Here is a 25,246-nt window from a genome sequence, read left to right as displayed (position 1 = left end):
GCGAAAAATAGTATTTTGGAAGAATTGCACGTCTAATGATGGGTATATAGCCACACCGTGTGGCAGGAGTCTCCCCACCGATGTCGAGAATTGGCGAGCACGAGATCGACCCGCATCCCCATGGCGCATGGCGCGCGTTTGTGGCCGGGTGTGTAGCGGCCGGCCTGCTGCTGCTCAGCCTGGTCGTCGGCGCTCATGCCGAGACACCTCTGACCATCGCCGGCACGCCCGGCCCCATGGCCGAGGTGCTGCAACACGCGGCCAGCCTCGCGGCCAAGCAGGGACTGACGGTGAAGGTCATCATCTTCTCGGACTGGGTGACGCCCAACGTTGCGGTGAACGAGGGATCGGTCGAGGCCAACCTATACGAGCACAAGCCATTCCTGGCGGTTGCGATCAAGCAGCGCGGCTTCAACCTGGTGCCGGTCGCGCCTGCCGTCGTCATGCCGATGGGGCTGTTCTCCCACAAGATCACCAACCTCGACCAGCTTCGGAACGGCGATCAGGTGGCGGTGGCGAATGACCCGGTCAACCGCGCTCGTGGCCTGCAGCTTTACGCGAAGGCCGGGCTCATCACCCTGAAGCCGGGCGTGGGCGACGCCGCGACGATCACCGACATCACCTCCAACCCGAAGAATTTGAACTTCATCGAGCTGCCCGCCCCGCAGCTGGCGCGCGCGCTGGATGACGTGAGGGTCGCGCAGGTGAGCTACACCTTCCTCATCGCCTCGGGTGGCGATCCCAAGACGGTGCTCATCGAAGACGGCGCCAACAACCCGCACTACGCCCTCCAGTTCGTGAGCCGCCCGCAGGATGCGAACGACCCGAAGCTGCTGAAGTTCATCAAAATCTTCCAGTCGCCCGATGAGCGCGCCTTCATCCTGAAGCGCTACCAGGGCGCGATCGCGCCGGCCTGGTAAGCGGGCAAGGTGAGCGAGCCTGGTGAGCGAGATGGACCATAGCCTGTCCGAGCCGTCGGGCTTCGAATGGCCCGGCGCGCCGGCGGCCCCGTTGCTGCGCGTGACCGGCGTTACCCGCCGCTTCGGCGCCACCATCGCGCTCGACGACGTGTCCTTCACGCTCGACCGCGGGCAGGTGCTCGGCATCATTGGGCGATCGGGCGCAGGCAAGTCGACGCTCATCCGCTGCCTGAACGGGCTAGAGCGTCCTGATGGCGGAGGGGTTGAGATCGACGGGCGGGACATCACCGTCCTCTCCGAGCGCCAGCTCCAGCGCGAGCGCCAGCGGATCGGCATGATCTTTCAGCACTTCAACCTGCTGTCCTCGCGCACCGTCGCCGAGAACGTGGCGCTGCCGCTCAAGCTCGCTGGGGTGAAGCGCGCCGAGCGACGCCGGCGGGCGGCTGAGCTGCTCGATCTGGTCGGTCTTGCTGACAAGGCGGATGTCTATCCGGCGACGCTCTCCGGCGGGCAGAAGCAGCGCGTGGGGATAGCCCGGGCGCTCGCAAACGAACCCGCGCTGCTGCTCTGCGACGAGGCGACCTCGGCGCTCGACCCCGAAACGACGCTGTCGATCCTGGCGTTGTTGCAGCGGATCAACCGGACGCTCGGCCTCACCATCGTGCTCATCACCCACGAGATGAACGTGGCGCGGCGCATCGCCGACCGGGTGCTCGTCATGGCGCTTGGCCGCGTGGTGGAGGAAGGGCCGGTGCGGGACGTGCTGGTCGATCCGCAGGCCGAGGAGACGCGCATCCTGCTGCGCGCGGCGGCCCTCGGCTTCACAGACGGCGAGGGCATCTGATGCCGATATCCTGGAACGATCTGCGGACCGCGCTGGAGCAGACCCTGGTCATGGTCGGCGGTGCGGGAGCAATCGGCTTCGTCTGCGGCCTGCCGCTCGCGCTGTTGCTGGTCGCGACCGCCCGCGGCGGCATCCTGCCAAACGCCGGTGTCAACCGGCTGGTGGGCACGCTCGTCAACGGCGTCCGCTCGGTGCCGTTCATCATCCTGCTGGTGGCGCTTATCCCGATCACGCGCTTCATCGTCGGCACCTCCATCGGAACCGAGGCGGCCATCGTGCCGCTCGCCATCGGTGCGACACCCTATTTCGCGCGCATCGCCGAGGTCTCGCTCCGCGAGGTCGATGGTGGCTTGGTGGAAGCGGTGCGGGCGATGGGCGGCAGCCGGCTCGCCATCATGCGCGAGGTACTCATCCCCGAGGCGCTGCCGGGCATCGTCGCCGGTTTCGTGGTGACGCTGGTCACGCTCATCGGATCGTCGGCGATGGCGGGTGTCGTGGGCGCCGGGGGCTTGGGCGACCTCGCCATCCGCTACGGCTATGACGAGTTCGACACCTGGGTCATCGTCGTCGTCGTCGCGGTGCTCATCGTTCTGGTCTGTGGCGTGCAGTTCCTGGGTGATAGGCTGGCCGCGCGTTTCGACCACCGCTGAAGGATGCCCCCGATGAACGATGTGGAGCCCCGCCCCGCGCCGCCTTTGCCATTGCCGGAAAGCCGTCCGCCGCTGCTCGCCACCTCGGCGGAGGCGATAGCGGTTGCGCATGAATTCGCCCGATCCATTGCAGACGGCGCGGCCGAGCGGGACCGCGACCGCATCCTGCCGATCCCGGAGATCGAACGGTTCTCGGCGACGGGCCTGTGGGGCATCCTCGTTCCGCGCGAGTATGGCGGGCCGGGCCTGCCGATCACGACGCTGTCCGAGGTCATGCGCATCGTCTCGGCGGCGGACCCTTCGATCGGGCAGATACCGCAGAACCACTACGCCTTTCTCAACTTCCTGCGTGCCGAGCGGGACGAACCGAAGAAGCGTTACTTCTACGGGAAGGTTCTCGATGGCTACCGCCTCGGCAATGCGCTGGTGGAGATGGGCACCAAGACCGCGGCGGACTGGAAGACCGTGATCCGCGCGGAGGGCGACGAGTTCGTCATTCAGGGCGCGAAGTTCTACTGCACGGGCGCATTGTTCGCGCATTACATCCCGGTGGTCGCACGGACCGAGGCGGGCGAGGTGTTGCGCGCGATGGTGCCGCGCGACACTCCGGGCGTGACCGTCATCGATGACTGGTCGGGTTTCGGGCAGCGCACGACGGCGAGCGGGACCGTGCGGTTCGAGCATGTGCGGGTGCCGGCTTCGCACGTCATCGGTCTTGGCGGATTGCGGGAAAAACCCATCGTCTATGGCCCGATTTCGCAGATCATGCAGGCGGCGATCGACGCCGGCATCGCGGCGGGCGCCTTCGCGGACACGCTGGATTTCGTGCGGCGTCGCGCGCGGCCGTGGATCGACAGCGGACGCGACCGCGCCGCCGATGATCCGTTCACGGTCTCGCAGGTCGGCGACACGCGGATCAGGCTGCGCGCCGCGGAGCTGGTGCTGGAGTATGCCGGGCGCGTCATCGACGAAGTGCTTGAGGACGAAACCGCAGAGGGCATCGCGCGCGCCTCCATTGCGGTGGCCGAAGCCAAGGTGCTGACAACGGAGGTCGCTTTGCATGCCACGAGCAATCTGTTCGAGCTTGCCGGCACGAGTTCGACGTTGCGGAAGTACAACTACGACCGCCATTGGCGGAACGCGCGGGTTCATACGCTGCATGATCCGGTGCGCTGGAAGTATTTCTCCATCGGCGACTACGAGCTGAACGGCACTCTTCCGCCGGTTCATTCCTGGATCTGAGTTCGAGATTTCATGACACAGCCGATCCTGCTGAACGCTTTCGTGATGAACACGCTCGTGCATCAGTCGCCCGGGTTGTGGCGTCATCCCCGCGACCGCGTGACCGAGTTCAACCGGCTGCCGCTCTGGCTCGATCTGGCGCGGCTGCTGGAGCGCGGCTTGTTCGACGGCGTGTTCCTGGCCGATGTGCTCGGCCCGTATGATGTGTATGGCGGCAACGCGCGGGGCGCGATTGCAACCGGCGCGCAACTGCCGACCAACGATCCGCTGCTCCTCGTGCCTGCCATGGCGGCGGTGACGCGCAATCTCGGCTTCGGCGTTACCGTCTCGCTGAGCTACGAGCACCCCTACCTCATGGCGCGGCGGTTCTCGACGCTCGATCACCTGACCGACGGGCGGATCGGCTGGAACATCGTCACCAGCTATCTCGACAGCGCGGCGCGCGCGATGGGCCAGACACGGCAGCGCGGCCATGACGACCGCTACGCCGTGGCCGAGGACTACATGGCGGCGATCTACAAGTTGTGGGAGCAGAGCTGGGAGGATGGCGCGGTGCTCGCCGACCGCGCGCGCGGCCTCTACGCCGATCCCGACCGGGTGCACGTCATCCGCCACGAGAGCGAGCATATCTCGATGGAGGCGCTGCATCTTTCCTCGCCGTCGCCGCAGCGGACGCCGGTGCTGTATCAGGCGGGCAGTTCGCCGACGGGGCAGGCCTTTGCCGCGCGGCATGCCGAATGCGTGTTCGTGTCCGGGCCGTCGGCGGCGGTGATAGCACCTCGGGTCGCGCGGCTGCGTCAGGCGCTGGTGGCGGCTGGCCGGGGGCCGGACAGCGTCAAGGTGTTCGCCCTCGTCACCGCCATCGTCGCGCCGACGGCGGCCGAGGCCCGCGACAAGTTCGCCGAGTATCGCAGCTACGTCGATCACGAGGGTGCGCTGGTGCTCATGGGCGGCTGGCTGGGCGTGGATTTCGCGGGTTACGACCTCGACCAGAAGATCCGGTTCATCGAGAACGATGCCGGGCGTGCGGCGATGGAGAACTTCACGCGGGGCGATCCGGGGCGCGACTGGACGGTGCGCGAGGCGGCGGAGCACGTCGCGATCGGCGGCGCGGGACCCGTGTTCACCGGGTCGGCAGGTGAGGTCGCTGAGGCGATGGCGGCGTGGCGCGAGCAGACCGGCGTCGACGGCTTCAACCTCGCCTACGCCGTCATGCCCGAGAGCTTCGAGGATGCCGTCGATCTGCTGGTTCCGGAATGGCAGGCGCGCGGCCTCTACAAGACGGCCTATGCGCCGGGCACGCTGCGGGAGAAGCTGTTCGGCGAGGGACCGCGGCTTCGCGAGCCGCATCCGGCGGCGGGTTTCCGGATGTCGCAATCGGGCTGAGGGCCCGTCGCGTCCAGGCCAGTGTTTCATCGCTGGTCGCTTCACGTCATCGCTCGCCGGAAGGGGAGTTGCGCCGGGCTGTCCGCGGCCTATAGGACGTCCTCCGCGACGAGCCGTGCCCTTTTACGTGTCTGGAGGCCTGATGAAGATCCTGGTGCCTGTGAAGCGGGTGGTCGATTACAACGTCCGCGTGCGCGTGAAGGCCGATGGCTCCGGCGTCGAACTTGCGAACGTGAAGATGTCGATGAACCCGTTCGACGAGATCGCCATCGAGGAGGCGCTGCGTCTGCGTGAGGCCGGGAAGGCGACCGAGGTCGTCGCTGTCTCGATCGGGCCGGTGCAGGCGCAGGAGACGGTGCGGACGGCGCTCGCGATGGGCGCCGACCGGGGCATCGTCGTGGAAGTGGCCGAAGCGGTCGAGCCGCTGACCGTCGCCAAGATCCTCAAGGCGGTCGTGGCGGAGGAGCAGCCCGGGCTGGTGATCCTCGGCAAGCAGGCGATCGACGACGATTGCGGGCAGACGGGCCAGATGCTGGCGGCGTTGCTCGGCTGGGGCCAGGGCACCTACGCCTCCAAGGTCGAGATCGGCGACGGCACGGTGAACGTGACCCGCGAGGTCGATGGCGGGTCGCAGACGGTCGCGCTGAAGCTGCCGGCGATCGTGACGACCGACCTGCGGCTGAACGAGCCGCGCTACGCCAGCCTGCCGAACATCATGAAGGCGAAGAAGAAGCCGATCGCGATGAAGAAGATCGCCGAGTACGGCATCGATCCCGCGCCGCGCCTGAAGGTGCTCAAGACGGTCGAGCCTGCGGGGCGCAAGGCCGGGGTCCGCGTGGGCTCGGTCGCGGAGCTGGTCGCCAAGCTGCGCGACGAAGCCGGCGTGATCTGACGCGCGGGGCTGGCGGGCGGCCGCGCGAAAAAAGATAGCAAGGAATAGAGACATGAAGACGCTCGTTCTGGCCGATCACGAAAACGGCGCGCTCAAGGAAACCACGGGCCGCGCCGTCTCGGCGGCCATGGCGCTCGGCGGCGAGATCGACGTGCTGGTGGCCGGCGAGGGTTGCCGCGCGGTCGCGGAGGCCGCGGCGCAACTGGCCGGCGTGTCGAAGGTGCTGCTGGCCGAGGACGCCTCGCTGGGCCATCTGCTGGCCGAACCCGTGGCGGCGCTCATCCTGAGCCTCGCGCCCGGCTATGACGTGATGGCGGCGCCGGCGACGGCGGCAGGCAAGAACGTGATGCCCCGCGTGGCGGCGCTGCTCGACGTGATGCAGGTGTCGGACGTGATGCGCGTGCTGGGGCCGGACACCTTCGAGCGGCCGATCTATGCCGGCAATGCGATCCAGACGGTGCAGGCGACGGACGCCAAGAAGGTGTTGACGATCCGCACCTCGACCTTCCCGCCGGCAGCGCTGGGTGGCTCGGCGGCAATCGAGACAGTGGCGGCAGCGGGCAATCCGGCGCTGTCGGGTTTTGTCGGCGAGAGCCTGTCGCGATCCGAGCGGCCGGAGTTGCCGTCGGCGAAGATCATCGTCTCGGGCGGCCGGGCGCTAGGCTCTTCCGAGAAGTTCCAGGAGCTTATCCTGCCGGTGGCGGACAAGCTGGGCGCGGCGATCGGCGCCTCGCGCGCGGCGGTGGATGCGGGCTACGCGCCGAATGACCAGCAGGTCGGGCAGACGGGCAAGGTGGTGGCGCCGGATCTCTACATCGCCGTGGGGATTTCCGGCGCGATCCAGCATCTGGCGGGCATGAAGGACAGCAAGATCATCGTCGCCATCAACAAGGATGGCGAGGCGCCGATCTTCCAGGTGGCCGATTACGGGCTGGTGGGCGATCTGTTCACGCTGCTGCCGGAGCTCGAGAAGGCGCTCTAGCGTCAGCTTCAGCGCCTCAGCCGGGCGACGGCGGCGGGGCGGCGATACTCCCAGCCCTTGCGCTCCAGCTCCGGCGCGTCGTGACAGTCCTCCGGATAGCCGAGGCAGAAATAGCCGATAAACAGCCACCCGTCAGGCACATCCAACGCGGCCGTCACCGCCTCGGGGTCGAGGATGGACACCCAACCGAGCCCCAGCCCCTCGGCGCGCGCGGCAAGCCATAGGGTATGCACCGCCATGACCGCCGAGTAGGCCGTCGTCTGCGGCATCGTCTTCCGGCCCAGGCCGTGTCCCTGCTGCGGGTCGCTTTCCGCGAAGACCGCGAGATGGCATGGTGCCTGGTCCAGCCCCGCCAGCTTCAGCCGCGCATAGAGGCCGGCCTGGTTCCCCGGCTGGCTTGCGAGAGCCTCGGCATTGCAGCGCTCGAAGCTGGCCCTGACGGCGGCGCGCCGTGCCGCATCCTCCACGGTCACGAAGCGCCAGGGCTGGCTGAGACCCACGGAGGGAGCCAGACAGGCGATCTCCAGCAAGGCGTCGAGCAAGGCCATGGGCACCGGGTCGCGCCGGAAGTGGCGCACGTCCCGCCGCCACTGGAACAGCGCCAGCAGTTCGCCGCGGAACTCCTCGTCGAAGAGCGGTGCGGACCGGATGCAATTGTCTGCCCCTGCCATTCGTGGCGCCTGTCGCTTCCAAGGCTGCTTGCCCAAAAGGAGAAGCACGGGCGACAGCCGCTGTCACCACCCAGGATGGCGCATGGCAGTTCGGCAGTCACAAGAAGAGATGAATGTCTGCCTTACGTCGAAACCGAAAATTAAGTGAAACATACTAGTTTGGGAACTAGCCGACAGCGGCAGTTAGGACCCTCGTATGCTCACATTGCTGCCTTCCGAAACGAAGCTTGCACCGGAAACCGCTGGCGATGACGTGCTGGCGACTGCAATCTCTCGATCGGAGGCGACGGCCACGCATGCTCCGGACGGATCTATCGGTTCGGCAACCGAGAGTTTGCTGGCAGAGGTGACCGAGCGCCAGCGCGTGGAGGCCGCTCTCGCCGGGCAGATAGCGGCCATCGACACCACGCATGCAGTCATCGAGTTCGGCCTCGACGGCACCATCCTCAGCGCGAACGAGAGCTTTCTGGCGGCGCTCGGTTATGAGCTGGAGGAGCTGCAGGGCAAGCATCACAGGATTCTGGTGGACCCCTCGTACCGGAACAGCCCCGGCTACCAGCAGTTCTGGGAGAGCCTGGGCGAGGGCGACTACCAGGGCGGCGAGTACAGGCGCATCGGCAAGACCGGCGGCGAGGTCTGGCTGCAGGCGACATACATCCCGGTGTTCGGCAAGGACGGCCGCGCCTACAAGATCATCAAACTTGCAACCGACATCACGGCACAGAAACGCAAGCCCTCCGGATATTCCGGTGTCGCGCGGTCGCCGGCGGGGCCGGCAGCGGAGACGGCCGGCGCTGATCCGGCGCACTCGGGTCCCGGCGCGCATGCGGCGCACTGGGGTCCCGGCGCGCATCCGGCGCTTCTGGACGCGCCGCCCGACGCAAGGTTGCGGCTGTTCGAGGGCGTTGTCATCCAGTCGAGCGCGGGCGTCATGATCACGGATGCAGGGCATCTGGATCCGGCCGGTCCGAGGATCGTCTACACAAACCCGGCCTTCACCGCCATGACCGGCTATGGCGCCGAGGAAGTCGTCGGCAAGACGCCGCTTATTCTTCAAGGCCCGCGTACCGGACCGGAGGTGACGGACCGGATCCGGAGCGCTCTCTCCTCCTGGAAACCGGTGCTTGTGGACATCCTGCACTACCGCAAGGACGCCACGCCCTTCTGGGTGGAACTCAGCATATCGCCGATCTGCAACGAGAACGGCCGCTACACGCACTGGCTTTTCGCGCAGCGGGATATTGCCGAGCGCAAGCTGCTCTCCGAGGCGCTGATGGCGCAGAACGAACTGTTGGAAGTGACGCTCAAGTCCATCGGCGACGCCGTCATCTGCACCGACTTGCAGGGCAACGTCACCTTCTCGAACATCGTCGCGGAGAAACTGCTCGGCGCCGCGGCGGGACCGCCGACCGTCGAGATCCTGCGCATGATCGATGCCTGCAGGAACGGCCCGCAATCCCCTGCGGCCGCGGGCAGCGGGGACACGCCCATCCTGCCGCCGGATTACACGCTGACGCGCAGCGACGGTTGCAAGATCGCGGTGGAAGGCTGCGTGACGCCGATCTTTGGCCGGGCGAGCGACGAGGCCGGCAAGGTGATCGTGTTCCGGGATGTCACCGTCGCCCGGGCAGTCGCGCACCAGACCAAGCACGCGGCCTATCACGACGCGCTGACCGGGCTGCCGAACCGGCTGCTGCTGTCAGACCGGATCGAGCAGGCGGTCGCCCTCGCCAAGCGGCATCAGAAACCGATCGCGGTGCTGTTTCTGGATCTGGACGGTTTCAAACACATCAACGACACGCTGGGGCACGCGATCGGCGACAAGCTCTTGCAGTCCGTCGGCAACCGGCTGGTGAGTTGCGTGCGGCTGTCCGATACCGTGAGCCGGCAGGGCGGCGACGAGTTCGTCATCCTGGTGTCCGATATGAGCGAACCGCCCGACGCCGCGATCGCCGCGCGGCGATTCCTCCAGGTGCTCGGCGAACCTCATTCGCTGGACGGGCACGAACTGCAGATCACGGCGAGCATCGGCATCAGCGTGTTTCCGGATGATGGCCTCGATGCGCCGGCGCTGATCAAGGCCGCCGACACCGCGATGTACAAGGTGAAGGCGAGTGGCCGGCACGGCTACCAGTTCTTCGAGGCCGCCATGAGGGCCGGCGCGGTGGAGCGGGAATATCTGGAGGAAGGTCTTCACCACGCCATCGAGAACAGGGAGTTCGCCCTGCACTACCAGCCGAAGATCGACATCAGGACGGGCGCCTTGACCGGCGCCGAGGCGTTGATCCGCTGGACGCATCCGACGCGCGGAGCAATACCGCCGGGCGTGTTCATACCTGTCGCCGAGACCTGCGGCCTTATCTCCAAGCTCGGTGCCTGGGCGCTGCGCGAGGCGTGCGAGCAGGGGCGGCGATGGACCGAGGCGGGGCTGCCGGCGATCACGCTCGCCGTCAACGTCTCCCCCATCGAGTTCGAGAAGCGCGACTTTCTTCAGGGCGTGCTCAATGTGCTCGACGAGACCGGCTACGACCCCAAAAATCTCGAACTCGAAATGACGGAGGGCGTGCTGATGAAACGGGCGGCCTCGACGGATGCGATGCTGAAGGGACTGAAGGACACGGGCTTGCGGCTGGCGCTCGACGATTTCGGAACCGGCTACTCGAGCCTGAGCTACCTGACCAAGTTCCCGATCGACACGATCAAGATCGACCAGTCGTTCGTCCGCCAGATCAGCACCGACCCGACCGAGACGGCCATCGTGACCGCCGTCATCAGCATGGCGCACAGCCTCAATCTCATGGTTGTGGCCGAAGGCGTCGAGACGCGGGAGGAACTGGACTTTCTGTCGAACCTCGGTTGCGACGAGGCACAAGGCTATTATTTCAGCCGCCCCGTTCCGGCGGCGGCGTTCATGCCGCTCCTCCAAAAGGCCGCGAGCAATCACCGGCCAGTGTAGTCGATGGCCTGGACGGCGGGACCGTCCAGAGCCGGGTCAGGAGCGGGCGAAGCGTTTGAACCAGCCGAGCCCGTCGACCGTCTTCCCCGCCGGCCGATACTCGCATCCGACGTACCCACCGTAGCCGAGCCGGTCCAGCTCGGCGAAGATGAACTCGGCGTCGAGTTCGCCGCTGTCGGGCTCATGCCGGTCCGGCACTCCGGCGATCTGCACGTGGCCAATGAGCGGCATCATCTCCCGCAGACCCATCACCACGTCGCCGTGCAGGATCTGGCGATGGTAGATGTCGAACTGCAGCTGCAGGTTGGGCAGGCCGAGCGAGCGGATCAGCTCGGCCGAGAATTTGAAGTCGTTGAGGAAGTAGCCCGGCATGTCGCGCCCGTTGATGGGCTCCAGCACCAGGGTGATGCCCTCGCGCTCCAACCGCTCGGCAGTCGCCGCAACCGCCGAGCGGTAAGCGGTCTGCGCCGCGGCATCCCGACGGTCGGCATTACCGGCCATGAGGTGGAGCGTCGGGCAGCCGGTGGCGGCGGCATAGGGGAGGGCGGCCTCGACCGCCTGCGCGACGGCGGCGGCCCGATCGGGCAAGGCGGCCATGCCGCGCTCGCCTGCTGCCCAATCTCCCGGAGGGAGGTTGAACAGAGCCTGGGAGAGACCCGCGCCCCGCAGCGCGGCGCCGACGGCATCGGCCGCGTGATCGTACGGGAACAGATACTCGACCGCCTCGAAGCCGGCGTCGGACGCGGCGGCGAAGCGGTCCAGGAAGGGCCACTCGGTGAACATCATCGTGAGGTTGGCGGCGAAACGCGGCATCGGCGACGGCCTCGTAAGGTGAGTGCGTTAGACCTTCTCGACCTGGCTGTATTCCAGGTCGACCGGCGTGGAACGGCCGAAGATGGAGACGCTGACCTTCACGCGGCCCTTCTCCTCGTCGACTTCCTCCACCGTGCCGTTGAAGCTGGTGAAGGGGCCATCCGCCACGCGCACCTGCTCGCCGACCTCGTACAGGACGGAGGGACGCGGACGCTCCACCCCTTCCTGGGTCTGCTTCATGATGCGGTCGGCCTCGGCATCCGTGATCGGGCTCGGCTTGTTGCGGCTGCCCAGGAAGCCGGTGACCTTCGGCGTATCTTTGACGAGATGCCAGGCCTCGTCGGTCAGCTCCATCTTCACCAGCACGTAGCCCGGGAAGAACTTCCGCTCGGAGTTGACCTTCTGGCCGCGGCGGACTTCCACCACCTCCTCGGCCGGCACCAGGATCTCATCGAAGTGATCGGCAAGCCCCTTCTGGGCCGCCTGTTCCTTGATCTGCTGGCCGATCTTCTTCTCGAAGCCGGAGTAGACGTGAACGACATACCATCTCTTCGCCATGACCAGCCCTCCTCAGGTGCCGCTGCTGAACAGGGTGCGCACACCGAGGCCGATGAGCTGGTCGGCCGCAAAGAAGAAGAAGGACGCGATCACGGCCATGCCGATCACCATCGCTGTCGTCACCAGTGTCTCCCTGCGGGAAGGCCAGGTGACCTTCGAGACCTCGCTCCGCACGTCGCGCAGGAATCCTGCCGGATCGAAATTCACGATTGAAACGCCTGCCGGGAAATCGTCTTCAACGCACACCTAACCCTGAAACAACATCGCCGGCCGGACGAATGCCGTCCCGGCCGGAGCAAAAAGCCGATTGGCAGGGGCGGAGGGGGTCGAACCCACAGCCTCCGGTTTTGGAGACCGGCGCTCTAGCCAATTGAGCTACACCCCTGCAGCGTCAGCGAGAGACGCTAGACACATTTTGCGGCGCCGCCTGTCAAGTCCCCGGCGCCGTTCCGTTCCACAAAGACCGGGGACGCAGGCGCACAAAGAGCCGGAATGTTATGCGGGCATAGGCGCTGCAATGACGAAACGTCCAGATGACGCTCTCTTCATGAACTCGAATGCAGCGCAAGCAACCGTGCAATCTATGTAAAGCCCATCGGATGATCGTCAGGCGCTGATGGCAGCGTCAAATTCCGGAACCTCTAACATAGGAGCCCTTCGCCATGAACCGCCGCTTCCGCCTCACCTCGACGCTGGCCGTGGCCTTGCTTGCCGGCACCGCCCTCGGCGGATTTGCCGTGGCCAATCCCAGCTTCGCGGACGCTGCTCCCGCCGCCAACGATGTGAGCCAGCTGCCCGCCGGGGTCTCATCGCAGGTCCTCCCGGATTTCACCGAACTCGCGGCCCGGGTGAAGCCGGCGGTGGTCACGATCCTGTCCGACCTGGCGCCCGGCGCCGCGGTTGACGACGGCAGCGACAATGGTGGGCAGCAGCAGGGCGACAATGGGCCCGGTCCTCAGGGCGGCGGCGGCCAGGGTCCGCAGGCGCAGAACGGCATGCCGTTCCCGCTGCCGTTCCCCTTCAACATGATGCCCGGCGCGCCCGGCATGCAGATGGCCCCGCAGCATCCCGAGCAGGTCGAGGCCGCGGGTTCCGGCTTCATCATCAACAGCAACGGCACCATCGTCACCAACAACCACGTTGTGGAGGGGGCGAAGACCATCACCGTGACCCTGGCCGACGGCAGCCGCCTGCCGGCGACCGTGATCGGCCGCGACCCGAGCACCGACATCGCCGTGCTGCGCGTCCACGCCAAGCAGCCGCTGCCCTATCTCGACCTCGGCAACTCCGGGAAGGTGCAGACCGGCCAGTGGGTCGTCGCCATGGGCAACCCCTTCGGCCTCGGCGGCACGGTGACGGCGGGCATCGTCTCGGCCGAGGGCCGCGACATCGGCGACGGGCCCTACGACAGCTTCCTGCAGATCGACGCGCCCATCAACAAGGGCAACTCCGGCGGCCCACTGTTCGATCAGGCCGGGCAGGTCATCGGCATGAACACCGCCATCCTGTCGCCCTCGGGCGGCAGCATCGGCATCGGCTTCGCGATCCCGTCCAACACGATCAAGTCGATCGTCGGGCAGATCCTGAAGAACGGTCATGTGACGCGCGGCTTCCTCGGCGTCGAGGCGCAGACCGTCGACGCGCCGATGGCGCAGGCGCTGCACCTGCCCGGCAATGGCCAGGGCGCTCTGAACGGCGCGCTCATCGCCCAGGTGGAGCCGAACAGCCCCGCCGAGAAGGCCGGCCTCAAGGCGGGCGACGTGATCGAGAAGGTCAACAACGACGTGATCCACACGCCGCGCGACCTCGCGGTGACGATCGCCGGCATCTCCCCGGGCGACCAGGCGACGCTCGACATCGTACGCAACGGCAATGAACAGGCGGTGCCGGTTCAGATCGCCCAGCTCAAGGCGCAGGTGGCAAGCAACAGCCAGCAGAACCAGCCGAACGCCAACCAGGGTGGCGTGGGCCTCGCCCTGGCGCCGCTGACGCCCGACCTCCGCAGCCAGCTCGGCGTGCCCGACGGCACCGATGGCGCCGTCGTCGCCGATGTCCGGCCGAACTCGCCCGCCGATCAGGCGGGGATCGAGCAGGGCGATGTCGTGCTGGGCGTGAACAGCACCAGCATCGGCTCGCCGAACCAGGCGGCCTCGGCCATCCACAAGGCACTGCACGACAACAGCGGCGCCGTGGCGCTGCGCATCCTGCGCCAGGGCCAGCCGATCTTCGTGGCCATCACGCCGGATAAGACGTCTGGCTGAAGCGTCGCCTCGGCAAGACTACCGAACCCCCGCCCGGACCCTGTCCCGGCGGGGGTTCCTTTTTGCATCGGGCCGCGCCCCGGTTCATTATGGGCCGAAGCAGAGGGAGAAACGTTATGAAAGCCATGGTTCTCGAGGAAGTCCGCCGCGCCCAGCTGCGCGACATCGAGGTGCCGACGGAAGCCGGCCCCGGCGAGGTGAAGATCGCCATGAAGGCCGTCGGCATCTGCGGCAGCGACCTGCATTTCTACCTCCACGGCCATATCGGACCCTTCTGGGTGAAGGAGCCCATGATCCTCGGCCATGAGGGCGCCGGGGAGATCGCGGCGGTCGGCGAGGGCGTCACCAACCTCAAGGTCGGCGACCGCGTCTGCATGGAGCCGGGTATCCCGGACTGGACCTCCCGCGCCTCGCAGCTCGGCCTCTACAACCTCGACCCCGCCGTGCGCTTCTGGGCGACGCCGCCCGTGCACGGCTGTCTGGTACCGGAGATCGTCCACCCCGCCAACCTCACCTTCAAGCTGCCCGATGGCGTGAGCTTCCAGGAAGGCGCGTTTGTCGAGCCGCTCGCCGTCGGCATGCAGGCGGTGACCAAGGCGCGCGTGCTGCCCGGCCAGATCGCCGTGGTGCTGGGCGCGGGGACGATCGGCATGATGGTGGCGCTGGCCGCCCTCGCCGCCGGCGTCTCCAAGGTCATCATGACCGACGTGCAGCAGGAGAAGCTCAAGATCGCCGGCGGCTACGAGGGCATCATCCCGGTGAACGTCAGCGAGGAGAAGGCGGTCGATCGCGTGAAGGCTCTGACCGGCGGCTGGGGCGCCGACATCGTGTTCGAGGCGAGCGGCAGCCCGCGCGCCTTTTCCGGTATTTTCGATCTCGTCTGCCCCGGTGGCGTCGTCGTGCTGGTGGGCATGCCGCCCGCCGCAGTGGAGTTCGACGTGGTCAGCGCGCAGATCAAGGAGGCGCGCATCGAGACCGTGTTCCGCTATGCCAACGCCTATCCGCGCACCATCGCGCTGCTGGCCTCGGGTAAGATCGACGTGAAGCCGCTGATCTCCCGCACCTTCCCGTTCGAACAGTCGGTCGAGGCGTTCGAGTTCGCGGCCCAGGGCTCGCCAGAGGTCGTCAAAACCCAGATCGTCTTCTGAGGGCGCACAGCATGAGCGTCGCCGAGCGGTTTTCGTTGCATGGCAAGAAGGCGCTGGTGACCGGCGCCTCCAAGGGCATCGGGACCGAGCTTTGCCGCGTGTTGAGCGATGCGGGGGCGGATATCGTGGCCGTCGCGCGGGACGAGGGCGGTCTTGCCGAGGCGCGCGCCGCGGTCGAGGCCCATGGCCGCCGGTGCCTCACGCTTCCCGCCGACCTGAGCCAGCCAGACGCGCCGGAGCGTGCGGGCCGGGAGGCTCTGGCCGCCTGGGGGACGATCGACATCCTCGTCAACAACGCGGGCGTCAGCGTGCCCAAGTTGCTGGTCGATCAGACGATCGCGGAGTGGGACCTCATCCAGGCCGTCAACCTGCGCGCGCCCTGGCTGCTGGCGCGAACCCTGGCGCCTGCGATGATGGGCCAGAGGGCGGGGAAGATCGTCAACGTGAGTTCGCAGACAAGCTCCGTGGCGCTGATCGAGCACGGAGCCTATGCGGCGTCGAAGAATGGGCTCAACGGGCTGACCAAGGTGATGACGGCCGAATGGGCCGGTTTCAACATCCAGTGCAACGCCGTCTGCCCGACGGTCACGATGACCCCGATGGGCACGCAGGTCTGGGGCGATCCGGCCAAGCTGGGGCCGATGGTCGCCAAGATCCCGGCCGGGCGCGTGGCCCAGCCGGTGGAGGTGTGTGACGTGATCCTGTTCCTCTGCGCCACAGCCTCCGACATGATCAACGGCCAGGAAATCTTCGTCGACGGCGGCTACACAGCGCTTTAGGGCTGCTCCGTGTTCAGCGGGTGAGTTCGTACAGGGCCACCGCCGCCGCCGCCGATACGTTGAGGCTCTCCATGAGACCGGCCATGGGGAGCTTCGCCAGCTCGTCGCAGGACTCGCGGGTGAGGCGGCGGAGGCCGCTGCCCTCGCCGCCGAGCACGAGGGCGACCCGGCGCTCCTTGAAGGCCATGCCGTCGAGGTTGCCCGTTGCCTCGGCGTCCAAACCGACGATCCACAGGTTGGCGGCCTTCAGCATGACGATGGTGCGGGCCAGATTGACCGCGCGTAGCAGCGGCACCGTCTCCAGCGCGCCCGAGGCGGCCTTGGCGAGGGAGCCGGTCTCCTCCGGCGCATGGCGTTCCTGCACGATGACGGCGGCCACCCCAAAGGCGGCGGCCGAGCGCAGGATGGCGCCGATGTTGCGGGGGTCCGTGACCTGATCGAGGATCAGGATCGGGCCGGGCCGCTCCAGCGCTGTCGCCAGCACAGTCTGAGGCAGGAGGTCGGCGAGCAGCGCCGCGCCCTGATGCACGGCGTCGCGGCCAAGAAGCAGGTCGATGCGGGCGCGGTCCACCGTCTCGGGCGTGAGCGCCCAGGGCTGTGGCAGGCGCGCTGAGAGGGCGGCGGACCCTTCCTCGGTGACGACAAGGCGGCGCAGGCGCCGTGCCGGGTTCGAGAGCGCCGCCTGCACGGCGTGCAACCCGTAGAGCCAGACCGTGCCGCGTGGGGCCGCGGCGGCCTGAGAGCCGCCCGAGCCCCGGTGGGCGCGCTCGCCGGACTCCCTTACGGCAGGCTCGCGATCCCGCGTCAGACTTTCACGGGCACGGTCTTGCGCCTGGGCGGGTGGACGCTGGGAACTGCGCTCGATCTGCAGCGTCCGCACCGGACGCGCCTCATCCGAACGAGCCCCATCTGAACGAGCCCCATCCGACCGGGACTGGGCCGGCCGAGACTGGGCCGGCCGCGCCCCATCTGGCCGCGCCTCGTTGCGGTCAGGCCGGAAGCGGGCTGGACCACCGGCTGACCGCCCAGGATTGGCATGGGCCGGTCGTGCTTGGGCAGACTGGGAGTGGGGCTTGCCGCCGCCAAAGCGGGGCTTCTCGGCGCCGGCGGCATAGCTGGTGCGAGACTGACCTTTGCCTGTCTCCCGCGCGCCACCACGTTCCTCGGGCGCGGACCGGCCGCCGTTACCCGTGGCTGTAGAGGGGCCGTGCGGACGGCTGGGCTTATACGGGGGCTTCGCCCCAGCGGGCGCACCGCGCGAACGGTCGGGTCGGGGCGGTTTCATAACGCATCCTGTCGGGGGAGAAGGGTTGGGCGGAGAATTCTTTGGGCGCGCCAGCCATAGCCTTCGTTGACAACGGGAGGCAAATGAGGGAAGTCCGCTTCCCGCGTCGGAGGGGTGCCCGAGTGGCTAAAGGGGACGGACTGTAAATCCGTTGGCGCACGCCTACGTTGGTTCAAATCCAACCCCCTCCACCAATTCCTCGGCTGCCGGTGCACATCAACACGAACCCGCGACTTTTCCTGCCTTATCAGGCATAGCGCTCGTTTAGCCGCTCGGCACCGCCATCTACCGCACGGTCGCGTTTCGATGGCGGTAGACATCTCCATGAACCGGCAAATCATCAGGAGGAGCGTCTAATGGGTCTTCTAGAGACTGTCGTCGGTGATCTCATGCAAAATTCCGGCGGCTCGTCGCCGATGGGCGGAGTGCTGACAAGCCTGCTCGGTGGCCAGGCGGGAGGTGCCGGTCAGCAAGGGATGTCAGGGCAAGGCCAAGGCCAAGGCGCTGGCATGGGAACGGGTCTGGCCGGAGGCGGCCTCGGCGGAATTCTGTCCGCATTCGAACAGGCGGGCCTCGGACACATCGCTCAGTCGTGGGTGGGCAACGGGCCCAATCAGCCGGTGTCGCCTGACCAACTGCAAAACGTGCTTGGTCAGGACAAGGTGCAATCCATGGCGTCTCAGGCGGGAATGGAGCCGAACGACTTCCTGGGCCAACTGGCGCAACATCTGCCCAACGCCGTTCACGGCATGACGCCCAATGGGCAGCTTCCCGAAGGCACCGTCTCCGTATAAGCGGTGGCTCCCCAACCATCGGGTCCGGTTGGCCGATGGTTGGGTCGAGAAGATAACGTGGGCTCTAGTAGTGGAACTCCGGGTCGGAGGTCAGAGAAGCCTTCGTCGCGCCCGGCAATACAAGGCTGTACTCGTGAGAAGCGGGGCTTGAAGGTGTGCCGGCAGCGCCGCCCGGGGCCGTGCTGCCAGGGCCAGGGCCGGTGCCGGAGGTGCCGCCTAGGCCGCTTGCTGACGCTGACGCAGGCGGCGTGCCGGTTTCAGTGCCGGGCGTTCCAGATCCGGTAGTGCCGGCGGCACCAGCCCCGTTGACGGCCCCCGCCTGAGCCGTCGTGGAGGGGGATGCCGGTGTCTGCGTAGCCTGTTTGGAGCCGCTATCGGGGTTGGAGAGGCTCGGCGCGAACTTGATGTTCTTGAAAGGGACCTCGACGAGCTTGCTGCCGACGCCGAGGAAGCCGCCGACGGAAAGGACAGCGTTCTGTGTGGTGCCGTCCGAGGAAAGCAGCAGATCGCTTATGGTGCCGATGCTGTTGCCCTGGTCATTGTAGACTGTCGCGCCGACGAGGCCACTGGCGCGCCAGTCCCCGTGCGTTTGCGTGAGCGTGCCGGTGGGCGCCTTGTCTCCGAGCTTGAGCGTGCTGGAAGTGTTGCTCTGCGCCAATGCCGGCACGGTGTGGAATGCTGCAGCCCCGAGCGCTAAGCCAACGCTCAGGGCGAGACATGTGCGGACTTCAACCATGTGTGTGTTCCTACTTGCTTGGGTGCCGTGCACCAGCAAGCATCTTTGGTCGCGGTGGTCTGGCCGCAAGTATTGCTAACGCTGGCGTGCGGCGCTGCCGGCAGCCGTCAACGTTGCCTCCGCAATTAATCGCAGTCTGGTTGGCTCAGCGGATGATCGAAAAGATTATCCAGGCCCAGGCAGGGACTGCCACGGCGACGCCGATGATCGCTCCGCGAAAGAACGACGACCCTTGCTCGGCCGGAGCCTCGCTTTGCGTCACCCGCGGCAGTTCTTCCAGGGTTCTGACAGCGCTTCCACTGTCCAGGTAGCTAAGACTGTTGCTGTTCATCGGGTGCGCTCCGCTGCGCGAAGTGTCTAGTGAAGCCGTTAAACGACCAACTCAATACCGATAGGATGGAGCCGAGCCTTGACTGCAAATGTTCAAGCTGGCTGCAAATGTGTTTAGCTGCCAGAGCAAACGATGCAGGACCAAAATTGATGACCCACATTCAGCTCGCGGGTGGGTCGGCGGCAAGCCCCATTTGAGGTGTAACGAACCGTCCAAAATTCATCACAAGGATGGACTTGCCGGGCAGGGAGGGTCCGGTGCCGGTCCCGGAGCGCCTCAAGATGAGCCGAGGCTACCCAAGCGTACGAACTGCGTACGCCTCTTCCCGGCTAGGTTCCCTTGGCCAACGGGGTCGCCTGATGCGGCCTCACCAGCCGCGACGGTCGCGCGAGCGCCCCCAGACGAACAGAACCGCAATCACGACGACGCCGAGGACGATCGCCTGTGGCAGCGTGAGGTCGCGCATCAACCGAAAGATCACGCTGTAGATGAGTGCATGGATGACCGACGACACCAGCATGTGCGAGATCCAGTCGGACCAGCCGCCGCCGTAGCCGTAATGATAAGCCAAGGGGGTCATCGGGTTCATGAGTAGCTAGACAATCGTGTAGCCGCCGTCGATGACAAGGTTCTCGCCGTTGATGAGGCCAGCCGCACCACTCACCAGGTAGAGCACTGCGTGGGCGATCTCCTCCACCTCACCGAAACGCCCGGTGGGGATCTTGGCGCGGAAGGCATCGCCGCGAGCGCCAGACCAGACCTCGCGCCCCATCGCCGTGTTGACCACCGTCGGCGAGATCGTATTGCTGGTGATGCCGTGCGGGCCCCATTCCATTGCCAGAACCTTCGACATGCCGATGATGCCGGCCTTGCTCGCCGTATAGGCGATGTGCCCCTCGAGCGCCACGAGCGCCGCCTGCGATGCAAGGCTGACGATGCGGCCATAGCGGCGGCTGATCATGTGTCGCCCGACCGCCTGACTGAACAGGAAGGCCGCGCGGATATTGATGGCGAACGTTGCGTCCCAGGCCGAGACCGTGAATTCAGCCGCGGGCATGACGGGCGCGATGCCGACGTTGTTGACGAGAATATCGATCCGGCCGGTCTTGCCGAGGATGGCCTCGGCACCGGCGTTGACGGCCGTGTCGTCGCGGACATCGAGGCCCATGCCGAAACTGCCGTTCCCGAGCGCTGCGGCGATCTCGTCCACTTTAGGGTTCTGGTCGACGATGACGATGCGCGCGCCCTGTTCGGCGAGCAGCGTGCCGATGGCGAGGCCGATGCCTTGCGCGCCGCCGGTGATGAGGGCGACCTGCCCGGTCAGGTCATAGGCCTTCGCCAATGCCGTCGTCATGGATGTTAACTCCCCTAAGCCGCGATATACGCGGCGTTTCTACCGGGGGTCTCGCGGTTTGACGAGATGGCCGAAACCGGGAGGCGGCCTGCTCAGGGCAAGCCGCCCTCTGTTCAGGCGACGCGGCGCTCCGCGACCGGTGCTGCCGGCAGGCCGATGCTCGGGCCATGGCCGCGGAAGTTGCGCAGCCACCAGGCCCAATCGGGCGGCGCCAGGTGGAACGGGTCCTCATGGCCGAGTTCGCGCGCGGCCCAGATCGGCCAGTGCGGGTTGGCGAGCGCCGGCCGGCCGAGGAAGACCAGATCGATCAACTCCTCTCGGATGACGCGGTCGGCGTTCTGCGGCACGCCGAGGTTCCAGCTGGTGCCGACGGGGATGCCGACTTCGCGGCGAACACGGTTGGTGCGCTCGATCATGAAGCCCACCTCGTTCAATGGCGGATTGATCATCTCGTCGGTGTTGAAGCCGAGCGACAGGTCCGCGAAGTCGAGCCCGTGTTCCTTCATCATCCTGATGGCGATGATGGAATCCTCGAACTGCGTCCCCTTCGGGTTGAGGTCGTCGGAGCCGAGACGCATCGTCAACGGGTACTTCTCGGGCCAGACCGCGCGCACCGCATCGAGCGCTTCGAGGTGGAAGCGCGCACGGTTCTCGACGCTGCCGCCGTATTCGTCGGTGCGCTGGTTGGCGAGCGGCGAGAAGAAACTCGCGCCGAGATAGCCGTGCGCATAGTGCATTTCCAGCCACTTGTAGCCGGCATCCAGCGCGCGCCGGGCTGCATCGGCATAGGACTTGTGGATGTCCTTGATCTTTTCCCGCGTGAGCTGTTCCACCGGGTAGATGTGACCGCCGCCGCCGTAGGGGATGGCCGAGGGCGCGACGCAGGTCCAGCCATCGGGATGTTCGGGCGGCAGCTGCTTCCAGGTGCCCTCGTCATTGGTGGCTTTGTGGGGCGGGACCTCGCTGCCTTTGCGCCCGGTATGGCCAAGTTGTATGGCGGGCACCGCGCCCATGCGCTCGACTATCCTGCAGACGCGCGCGTGGCCTTCGATCTGGTCGTCGTTCCAGATGCCGGCGCAGGATGTCGTTGTGCGGCCATCCGGCGTGATCGCCATCTGCTCGCCGAAGATGAGCGCGAAACCACCGGCGGCGCGCGCGCCGAGGTAGCTCACATGGTAGTCGTCGAGCTTGCCGTCGACGGAGTTGTACATCGTCATGGGCGACATCACGGTGCGGTTGCGCAGCGTCACGTCCTTGAGCTTGTAGGGGCTGAACAGATCGGGCATCGAAATTTTCCTTGTGAGATGGTTTTAGTAGATGTCGCGTTTGTACCGGCCCTGGCGCGCCAGGGAGACGATCCAGTCCTTTGCCTGGGTCTCGGTCAGGCCGCCTTCGGTCACCGCCATCTTCCGTAGCGTTGCGTCCACATCGCGCGCCATGCGTGTGGCGTCGCCGCAGACGAAGAAATGAGCGCCGTCCTGGAACCAGCGCCAAAGCTCCGCCGCATTCTCCCGCATGCGATCCTGCACGTAGATTTTCGTTGCCTGGTCACGCGAGAAGGCGGTGTCGAGCCGCGTCAGCGTGCCGTCGGCGAGCCAGGCCTGCATCTCGTCGCGGAACAGGAAATCATGCTCCGCCGTCTGCTCGCCGAAGAAAAGCCAGGCGGGTCCTTTCACGCCGCGCGCCTCGCGCTCCTGCAGAAACGCGCGGAAGGGCGCAATGCCGGTGCCGGGACCGCACATGATGACCGGTGTTTTTGGGTCCTCCGGCAGACGGAAGTGACTGGTCTGAATGCTGGCCTCTACGGGGCCAAAACTCAGCGCATCGAAACCGAGAAAGCCGCTCGCGACGCCACGACGGCGCCGTCCACGCACCTCGCCGGAGACGACGGAGACGCAAAGATGCACCTCGCTCGGGTGCAGCGCCTGCGAGGAGGCGATCGAGTAGAGGCGTGGCTTCAGCGGCGGCAGCGACCTCATCAACTCGCCGAGCGACGGCCGCGCGGAGGGAAAAGCCTCGAGCAGATCGAGCAGGTCGGGGTCGGTGGGTTCGCCCTCGCCGCCATCGGCCAGCCGACGCAGCGCCTCAGCATGGCGCGGGTTCTTCGCCGCCATCGCCAGAAGATCGAGCGTGCGGTCATGCGGCCGCGCGATATCGACATGACGGGTCAAAGCCTCCGCGAGCGGGCGCGTCACGCCATCCGGGCCGGCGACAGGCGTCGTGGCCTCGGCATCCAGCGCCGCGACGCAGGCAGCCACCAACTCGGCATCGTTTGCCGGGAGCAACGACAGCGAGTCGCCCGGTTCGTAGGTCAGACCGCTTTCGGCGAGGTCGATCACCACGTGCCGCACATCCTTGGCGGAGGCGGCGCCGCTGAGGCGCTCCGAGCCGCGCACATGCACGAGCTTCGCCCACTTCGGCGGCGGGACAGCAACCACCGGCGCTGCCGGCGCGGGCGCCTCGGCGGTGGCTTCGCTGCGGATGGTCCTCAGCATCTTCGCCGTTGGCTTACCGCCCGGCACGCAGAGCGAAAGCGAATCTTCGCGGCCCTCGGCGATGGCCTCGGCGTAGGTCTGGCAGAGGTAGCCGCACTGCCCGCAATCGAGTTGCGCCATCGCCGCCATCATCCGGCGCTTCAGCGGCTTGCCCTCGGCCAGCGCCAGCCGCTCCGGCATTTCGAGCGCGGGATCGTGCCAAGGAAAGTCCTCCTCGGGTTCCGGCTCGGCCTGCGGCGCCGCGAAGGACATCGCGCCCGAGCCGGCCATACCGGAAGGGCCGAAGATCCCGGCGAAGAAGCCGTTCAGCCAGGCGCGCTGCTCGGCGTTGAAAGGGGCATCCTCCGGGATCATCGGAATATGCGGCGACATCCCGTTCATGCTGCGTCCTCAATCCTGGCTGTGCTGATCTGGGCCAACGCCTCGTCGCTGTGCCGCGCGGACCACGCCTGGAAGCCTTCGCCGTCTGCGCGCTCCGTCATCCAGGCGCGCAGCAGCGCCAGAACGCGCGGCGGCAACTCAACCGCCGCGATGGCGGGCACGATGAGCCGCCCGATCGCCTGATCCGGTCCCGCGCCCCCGCCGACATGCAGGTCGTAGCCTTCGACGGTGTCCTCGCCCCGGTCCACCTTCGCGCCGAGCAGGCCGATGTCGGCGATGTAGTGCTGCGCACAGGAGTTGTGGCAGCCGGTGAGGTGAATGTTGATCGGTCGATCGACGGCGATCCGATCCTCCAGCCAGTCCACGAGGTCCGCACCATGCCGCTTGGTGTTGGAGGCCGCAAACCGGCATCCGGCGTTGCCGGTGCAGGCGACCAGACCACTCCGCAACGCCGATGCGCTGACGCCGAGACCGAGCGCCTCGATGGCGGCCACCGCTTCCGCGACGCGCGCCTCGGGCACATCGCTGATGAGAAGGTTCTGCCAGACGGTGAGGCGGATCGTGCCGGAACCGAAGCGTTGCGCGATCTCCGCGAGGTCGCGCACGCGCGCGCTGGTCAGCCGCCCGACAGGGCAGACGATGCCGATGTAGTGCAGGCCGTCCTGCTTCTGCGGATGCACGCCGATATGGCCATGCCGCTGCTGCGGGCGCGGTGGGGCCAACGCCTCATCGGGAACGCGGGTGAGCGTGCGGCCGAGCACCTTCTCGGTCTCGGCGAGAAAGCGGTCGAAGCCCCATGCGTCGAGCACGTATTTCAGCCGGGCCTTGGCGCGATTTGTGCGGTCGCCATTGTCGATGAAGACGCGGAGGATCGCATAGCAGACGGCGTTCGCGTCCTCCGGCTTGACGATGACGCCGGTGGGGCGGGCGAAGTCGCGGTGGCCGGTGATGCCGCCGAGCGCCAGCCGGTAGTAGACGCCCGGCGCTACGCCGAAGCCCTCGCCAACCTCGACCGCCGTGAAGGCGATGTCGTTGGTGTCTTCAAGAACCGGAATTGCGCCGCCGCCGTCGAAGGCGATGTTGAACTTGCGCGGCAGGCCGTAAAGCTCGCGGTGATGCAGGATGAAATGATGCAACGACCGCGCATGCGGGCGCGTGTCGAGCAGCTCCTGGCGGTCGATGCCGGCGGTCGGACTGCCGGTGATGTTGCGTATGTTGTCGGCACCCGACCCACGGGCGGTGATGCCCAGTTCCGTGAGGCGCATCAGCACCTCGATGGGTTTGCCCGCCGGGATTTCGCGAAGTTGCAGATTTGCGCGCGTGGTGACATCGGCATAGCCGCCGGCGCAGTCGTCGGCGAGATCCGCAATGCCGGCGAACTGATGCGCGGAGAGGATGCCGCCGGGAATGCGCAGACGGCACATATACGCGTTCTGGTTGGGGGCGACGTAGAACAGACCTTCGTATTTCGTCAGGAAGACATCCGTCCCCTTGGGGAAAACTCCGGCCTCCGCCTGGCTTACGATGGTGTCCCAGCGGTCGAGCGGGCGGTTCTTGCGTTTCGCCTGTTCCTCGGCCGTGAGCTTGCCGCCGCCGGCGAGTGCCTTGTCCTGGGCAAGCAGTTCCAGATCGCTGGTGGCGGGCTCGGCGGACGGTGACTTCGCACCCAGGGGCCCGTAGCCGCTGCTGCGCGCGGTGACGCCGGCCATGAAGCCTTTCAGGTAGTTCTGCTGGTCGGGGGCGAAACCGGTCATGTTGTCAGGTCCAC

23 protein-coding genes, 2 tRNA genes and 1 pseudogene are annotated in these 25,246 nt (G+C 66.8%); 13 read left to right on the top strand and 13 right to left on the bottom strand.

The features are described from left to right. Positions 1–80: 80 nt before the first annotated feature. From ACOEQ1_RS13490 to ACOEQ1_RS13460, 7 genes and pseudogenes are all read left to right on the top strand, one after another. Positions 81–920 carry a MetQ/NlpA family ABC transporter substrate-binding protein gene (locus ACOEQ1_RS13490; RefSeq protein ID WP_419759758.1) on the top strand — a complete coding sequence of 280 codons (840 nt, stop codon included), beginning with the start codon at positions 81–83 and terminating at the stop codon, positions 918–920. A gap of 31 nt (positions 921–951) precedes the next feature. Beyond that, positions 952–1,686, top strand: a pseudogene (locus ACOEQ1_RS13485) (methionine ABC transporter ATP-binding protein); the annotation flags it as partial. Positions 1,687–1,763: 77 nt separating this feature from the next. Further along, complete coding sequence (locus tag ACOEQ1_RS13480; protein WP_419759757.1) at positions 1,764–2,414, top strand: methionine ABC transporter permease; 651 nt, start codon at positions 1,764–1,766, stop codon at positions 2,412–2,414. Positions 2,415–2,426: 12 nt separating this feature from the next. Continuing rightward, complete coding sequence (locus ACOEQ1_RS13475; protein ID WP_419759756.1) at positions 2,427–3,656, top strand: SfnB family sulfur acquisition oxidoreductase; 1,230 nt, start codon at positions 2,427–2,429, stop codon at positions 3,654–3,656. 12 nt (positions 3,657–3,668) lie between these two features. Further along, positions 3,669–5,042, top strand: a complete 1,374-nt coding sequence (locus ACOEQ1_RS13470) for an LLM class flavin-dependent oxidoreductase (protein WP_419759755.1) — start codon at positions 3,669–3,671, stop codon at positions 5,040–5,042. Positions 5,043–5,184: 142 nt separating this feature from the next. Continuing rightward, positions 5,185–5,934: an electron transfer flavoprotein subunit beta/FixA family protein gene (locus ACOEQ1_RS13465; protein ID WP_419759754.1), complete on the top strand. Its 750-nt coding sequence runs from the start codon at positions 5,185–5,187 to the stop codon at positions 5,932–5,934. Positions 5,935–5,986: 52 nt separating this feature from the next. After that, the gene (locus ACOEQ1_RS13460) at positions 5,987–6,916 is read left to right on the top strand and encodes an electron transfer flavoprotein subunit alpha/FixB family protein (RefSeq protein ID WP_419759753.1); all 930 of its coding nucleotides are present in this window, start codon (positions 5,987–5,989) and stop codon (positions 6,914–6,916) included. A gap of 8 nt (positions 6,917–6,924) precedes the next feature. On the opposite strand, the gene bluB is transcribed toward ACOEQ1_RS13460, so the two are convergent. Beyond that, positions 6,925–7,587, bottom strand: coding sequence for a 5,6-dimethylbenzimidazole synthase (gene bluB / locus ACOEQ1_RS13455; RefSeq protein WP_419759752.1), 663 nt, complete (start codon positions 7,585–7,587; stop codon positions 6,925–6,927). Between the two features lie 196 nt (positions 7,588–7,783). On the opposite strand from bluB, the gene ACOEQ1_RS13450 reads away from it, so the two are divergent. Continuing rightward, complete coding sequence (locus ACOEQ1_RS13450) at positions 7,784–10,543, top strand: EAL and GGDEF domain-containing protein (RefSeq protein WP_419759751.1); 2,760 nt, start codon at positions 7,784–7,786, stop codon at positions 10,541–10,543. 36 nt (positions 10,544–10,579) lie between these two features. On the opposite strand, the gene otnI is transcribed toward ACOEQ1_RS13450, so the two are convergent. From otnI to ACOEQ1_RS13430, 4 genes are all read right to left on the bottom strand, one after another. After that, positions 10,580–11,356 (bottom strand): 2-oxo-tetronate isomerase, encoded by a 777-nt coding sequence (otnI, locus tag ACOEQ1_RS13445; protein WP_419759750.1) that lies wholly within the window; start codon positions 11,354–11,356, stop codon positions 10,580–10,582. A 27-nt stretch (positions 11,357–11,383) separates the two neighbouring features. After that, complete coding sequence (gene nusG, locus ACOEQ1_RS13440) at positions 11,384–11,914, bottom strand: transcription termination/antitermination protein NusG (protein WP_419759749.1); 531 nt, start codon at positions 11,912–11,914, stop codon at positions 11,384–11,386. 12 nt (positions 11,915–11,926) lie between these two features. Next, entirely contained in the window at positions 11,927–12,121 is a 195-nt protein-coding gene (secE, locus tag ACOEQ1_RS13435) for a preprotein translocase subunit SecE (RefSeq protein WP_419759748.1), read from the bottom strand. A gap of 101 nt (positions 12,122–12,222) precedes the next feature. Further along, a tRNA-Trp gene (locus ACOEQ1_RS13430) sits at positions 12,223–12,299 on the bottom strand. A gap of 277 nt (positions 12,300–12,576) precedes the next feature. Here ACOEQ1_RS13430 and ACOEQ1_RS13425 point away from each other — a divergent pair. From ACOEQ1_RS13425 to ACOEQ1_RS13415, 3 genes are all read left to right on the top strand, one after another. Continuing rightward, positions 12,577–14,175, top strand: a complete 1,599-nt coding sequence (locus tag ACOEQ1_RS13425; RefSeq protein ID WP_419759747.1) for a Do family serine endopeptidase — start codon at positions 12,577–12,579, stop codon at positions 14,173–14,175. A gap of 116 nt (positions 14,176–14,291) precedes the next feature. Next, positions 14,292–15,323: an NAD(P)-dependent alcohol dehydrogenase gene (locus ACOEQ1_RS13420; protein WP_419759746.1), complete on the top strand. Its 1,032-nt coding sequence runs from the start codon at positions 14,292–14,294 to the stop codon at positions 15,321–15,323. Between the two features lie 11 nt (positions 15,324–15,334). Continuing rightward, complete coding sequence (locus ACOEQ1_RS13415) at positions 15,335–16,102, top strand: SDR family NAD(P)-dependent oxidoreductase (protein ID WP_419759745.1); 768 nt, start codon at positions 15,335–15,337, stop codon at positions 16,100–16,102. 13 nt (positions 16,103–16,115) lie between these two features. Here ACOEQ1_RS13415 and rlmB read toward each other — a convergent pair whose 3' ends face one another. Continuing rightward, positions 16,116–16,982 (bottom strand): 23S rRNA (guanosine(2251)-2'-O)-methyltransferase RlmB, encoded by an 867-nt coding sequence (gene rlmB, locus ACOEQ1_RS13410; protein WP_419759744.1) that lies wholly within the window; start codon positions 16,980–16,982, stop codon positions 16,116–16,118. A gap of 513 nt (positions 16,983–17,495) precedes the next feature. Here rlmB and ACOEQ1_RS13405 point away from each other — a divergent pair. Both ACOEQ1_RS13405 and ACOEQ1_RS13400 read left to right on the top strand, forming a co-directional pair. Continuing rightward, positions 17,496–17,581, top strand: a tRNA-Tyr gene (locus tag ACOEQ1_RS13405). Between the two features lie 162 nt (positions 17,582–17,743). Continuing rightward, complete coding sequence (locus tag ACOEQ1_RS13400; protein ID WP_419759743.1) at positions 17,744–18,181, top strand: YidB family protein; 438 nt, start codon at positions 17,744–17,746, stop codon at positions 18,179–18,181. A 64-nt stretch (positions 18,182–18,245) separates the two neighbouring features. Here ACOEQ1_RS13400 and ACOEQ1_RS13395 read toward each other — a convergent pair whose 3' ends face one another. The 7 genes from ACOEQ1_RS13395 to ACOEQ1_RS13365 form a co-directional block, all read right to left on the bottom strand. Beyond that, entirely contained in the window at positions 18,246–18,917 is a 672-nt protein-coding gene (locus ACOEQ1_RS13395; protein WP_419759742.1) for a PRC-barrel domain-containing protein, read from the bottom strand. Positions 18,918–19,062: 145 nt separating this feature from the next. After that, a complete protein-coding gene (locus tag ACOEQ1_RS13390) occupies positions 19,063–19,248 on the bottom strand; it encodes a hypothetical protein (protein WP_419759741.1) in 186 nt (61 codons plus the stop codon). A 367-nt stretch (positions 19,249–19,615) separates the two neighbouring features. Next, positions 19,616–19,828, bottom strand: coding sequence for a hypothetical protein (locus tag ACOEQ1_RS13385; protein ID WP_419759740.1), 213 nt, complete (start codon positions 19,826–19,828; stop codon positions 19,616–19,618). A 15-nt stretch (positions 19,829–19,843) separates the two neighbouring features. Then, positions 19,844–20,602: a GolD/DthD family dehydrogenase gene (locus ACOEQ1_RS13380; RefSeq protein WP_419759739.1), complete on the bottom strand. Its 759-nt coding sequence runs from the start codon at positions 20,600–20,602 to the stop codon at positions 19,844–19,846. Positions 20,603–20,715: 113 nt separating this feature from the next. Then, complete coding sequence (locus ACOEQ1_RS13375) at positions 20,716–21,888, bottom strand: NADH:flavin oxidoreductase/NADH oxidase (protein WP_419759738.1); 1,173 nt, start codon at positions 21,886–21,888, stop codon at positions 20,716–20,718. A 24-nt stretch (positions 21,889–21,912) separates the two neighbouring features. After that, a complete protein-coding gene (locus tag ACOEQ1_RS13370) occupies positions 21,913–23,478 on the bottom strand; it encodes a sulfite reductase subunit alpha (protein WP_419759737.1) in 1,566 nt (521 codons plus the stop codon). Further along, positions 23,475–25,232: a NirA family protein gene (locus ACOEQ1_RS13365; RefSeq protein WP_419759736.1), complete on the bottom strand. Its 1,758-nt coding sequence runs from the start codon at positions 25,230–25,232 to the stop codon at positions 23,475–23,477. Before ACOEQ1_RS13365 ends, ACOEQ1_RS13370 begins: the two co-directional genes overlap by 4 nt. Positions 25,233–25,246: the final 14 nt, after the last annotated feature.

The organism is Acidisoma sp. (assembly GCF_965199065.1).
In the GTDB taxonomy this organism is placed as follows: domain Bacteria; phylum Pseudomonadota; class Alphaproteobacteria; order Acetobacterales; family Acetobacteraceae; genus Acidisoma.
The sequence above is the reverse complement of the archived record's forward strand: the minus strand, read 5'-3'. Positions and strand labels throughout refer to the sequence as shown.

Coding starts and splice junctions, on each gene's coding strand:
- ACOEQ1_RS13490 (WP_419759758.1), top strand. CDS start 81: ATGTCGAGAATTGGCGAGCACGAGATCGACCCGCATCCCCATGGCGCA.
- ACOEQ1_RS13390 (WP_419759741.1), bottom strand. CDS start 19,248: ATGAACAGCAACAGTCTTAGCTACCTGGACAGTGGAAGCGCTGTCAGA.
- ACOEQ1_RS13380 (WP_419759739.1), bottom strand. CDS start 20,602: ATGACGACGGCATTGGCGAAGGCCTATGACCTGACCGGGCAGGTCGCC.
- ACOEQ1_RS13425 (WP_419759747.1), top strand. CDS start 12,577: ATGAACCGCCGCTTCCGCCTCACCTCGACGCTGGCCGTGGCCTTGCTT.
- ACOEQ1_RS13415 (WP_419759745.1), top strand. CDS start 15,335: ATGAGCGTCGCCGAGCGGTTTTCGTTGCATGGCAAGAAGGCGCTGGTG.
- ACOEQ1_RS13385 (WP_419759740.1), bottom strand. CDS start 19,828: ATGACCCCCTTGGCTTATCATTACGGCTACGGCGGCGGCTGGTCCGAC.
- ACOEQ1_RS13365 (WP_419759736.1), bottom strand. CDS start 25,232: ATGACCGGTTTCGCCCCCGACCAGCAGAACTACCTGAAAGGCTTCATG.
- ACOEQ1_RS13480 (WP_419759757.1), top strand. CDS start 1,764: ATGCCGATATCCTGGAACGATCTGCGGACCGCGCTGGAGCAGACCCTG.
- ACOEQ1_RS13460 (WP_419759753.1), top strand. CDS start 5,987: ATGAAGACGCTCGTTCTGGCCGATCACGAAAACGGCGCGCTCAAGGAA.
- otnI (WP_419759750.1), bottom strand. CDS start 11,356: ATGCCGCGTTTCGCCGCCAACCTCACGATGATGTTCACCGAGTGGCCC.
- bluB (WP_419759752.1), bottom strand. CDS start 7,587: ATGGCAGGGGCAGACAATTGCATCCGGTCCGCACCGCTCTTCGACGAG.
- ACOEQ1_RS13370 (WP_419759737.1), bottom strand. CDS start 23,478: ATGAACGGGATGTCGCCGCATATTCCGATGATCCCGGAGGATGCCCCT.
- ACOEQ1_RS13450 (WP_419759751.1), top strand. CDS start 7,784: ATGCTCACATTGCTGCCTTCCGAAACGAAGCTTGCACCGGAAACCGCT.
- nusG (WP_419759749.1), bottom strand. CDS start 11,914: ATGGCGAAGAGATGGTATGTCGTTCACGTCTACTCCGGCTTCGAGAAG.
- ACOEQ1_RS13475 (WP_419759756.1), top strand. CDS start 2,427: ATGAACGATGTGGAGCCCCGCCCCGCGCCGCCTTTGCCATTGCCGGAA.
- ACOEQ1_RS13400 (WP_419759743.1), top strand. CDS start 17,744: ATGGGTCTTCTAGAGACTGTCGTCGGTGATCTCATGCAAAATTCCGGC.
- ACOEQ1_RS13420 (WP_419759746.1), top strand. CDS start 14,292: ATGAAAGCCATGGTTCTCGAGGAAGTCCGCCGCGCCCAGCTGCGCGAC.
- ACOEQ1_RS13470 (WP_419759755.1), top strand. CDS start 3,669: ATGACACAGCCGATCCTGCTGAACGCTTTCGTGATGAACACGCTCGTG.
- ACOEQ1_RS13395 (WP_419759742.1), bottom strand. CDS start 18,917: ATGGTTGAAGTCCGCACATGTCTCGCCCTGAGCGTTGGCTTAGCGCTC.
- ACOEQ1_RS13375 (WP_419759738.1), bottom strand. CDS start 21,888: ATGCCCGATCTGTTCAGCCCCTACAAGCTCAAGGACGTGACGCTGCGC.
- ACOEQ1_RS13465 (WP_419759754.1), top strand. CDS start 5,185: ATGAAGATCCTGGTGCCTGTGAAGCGGGTGGTCGATTACAACGTCCGC.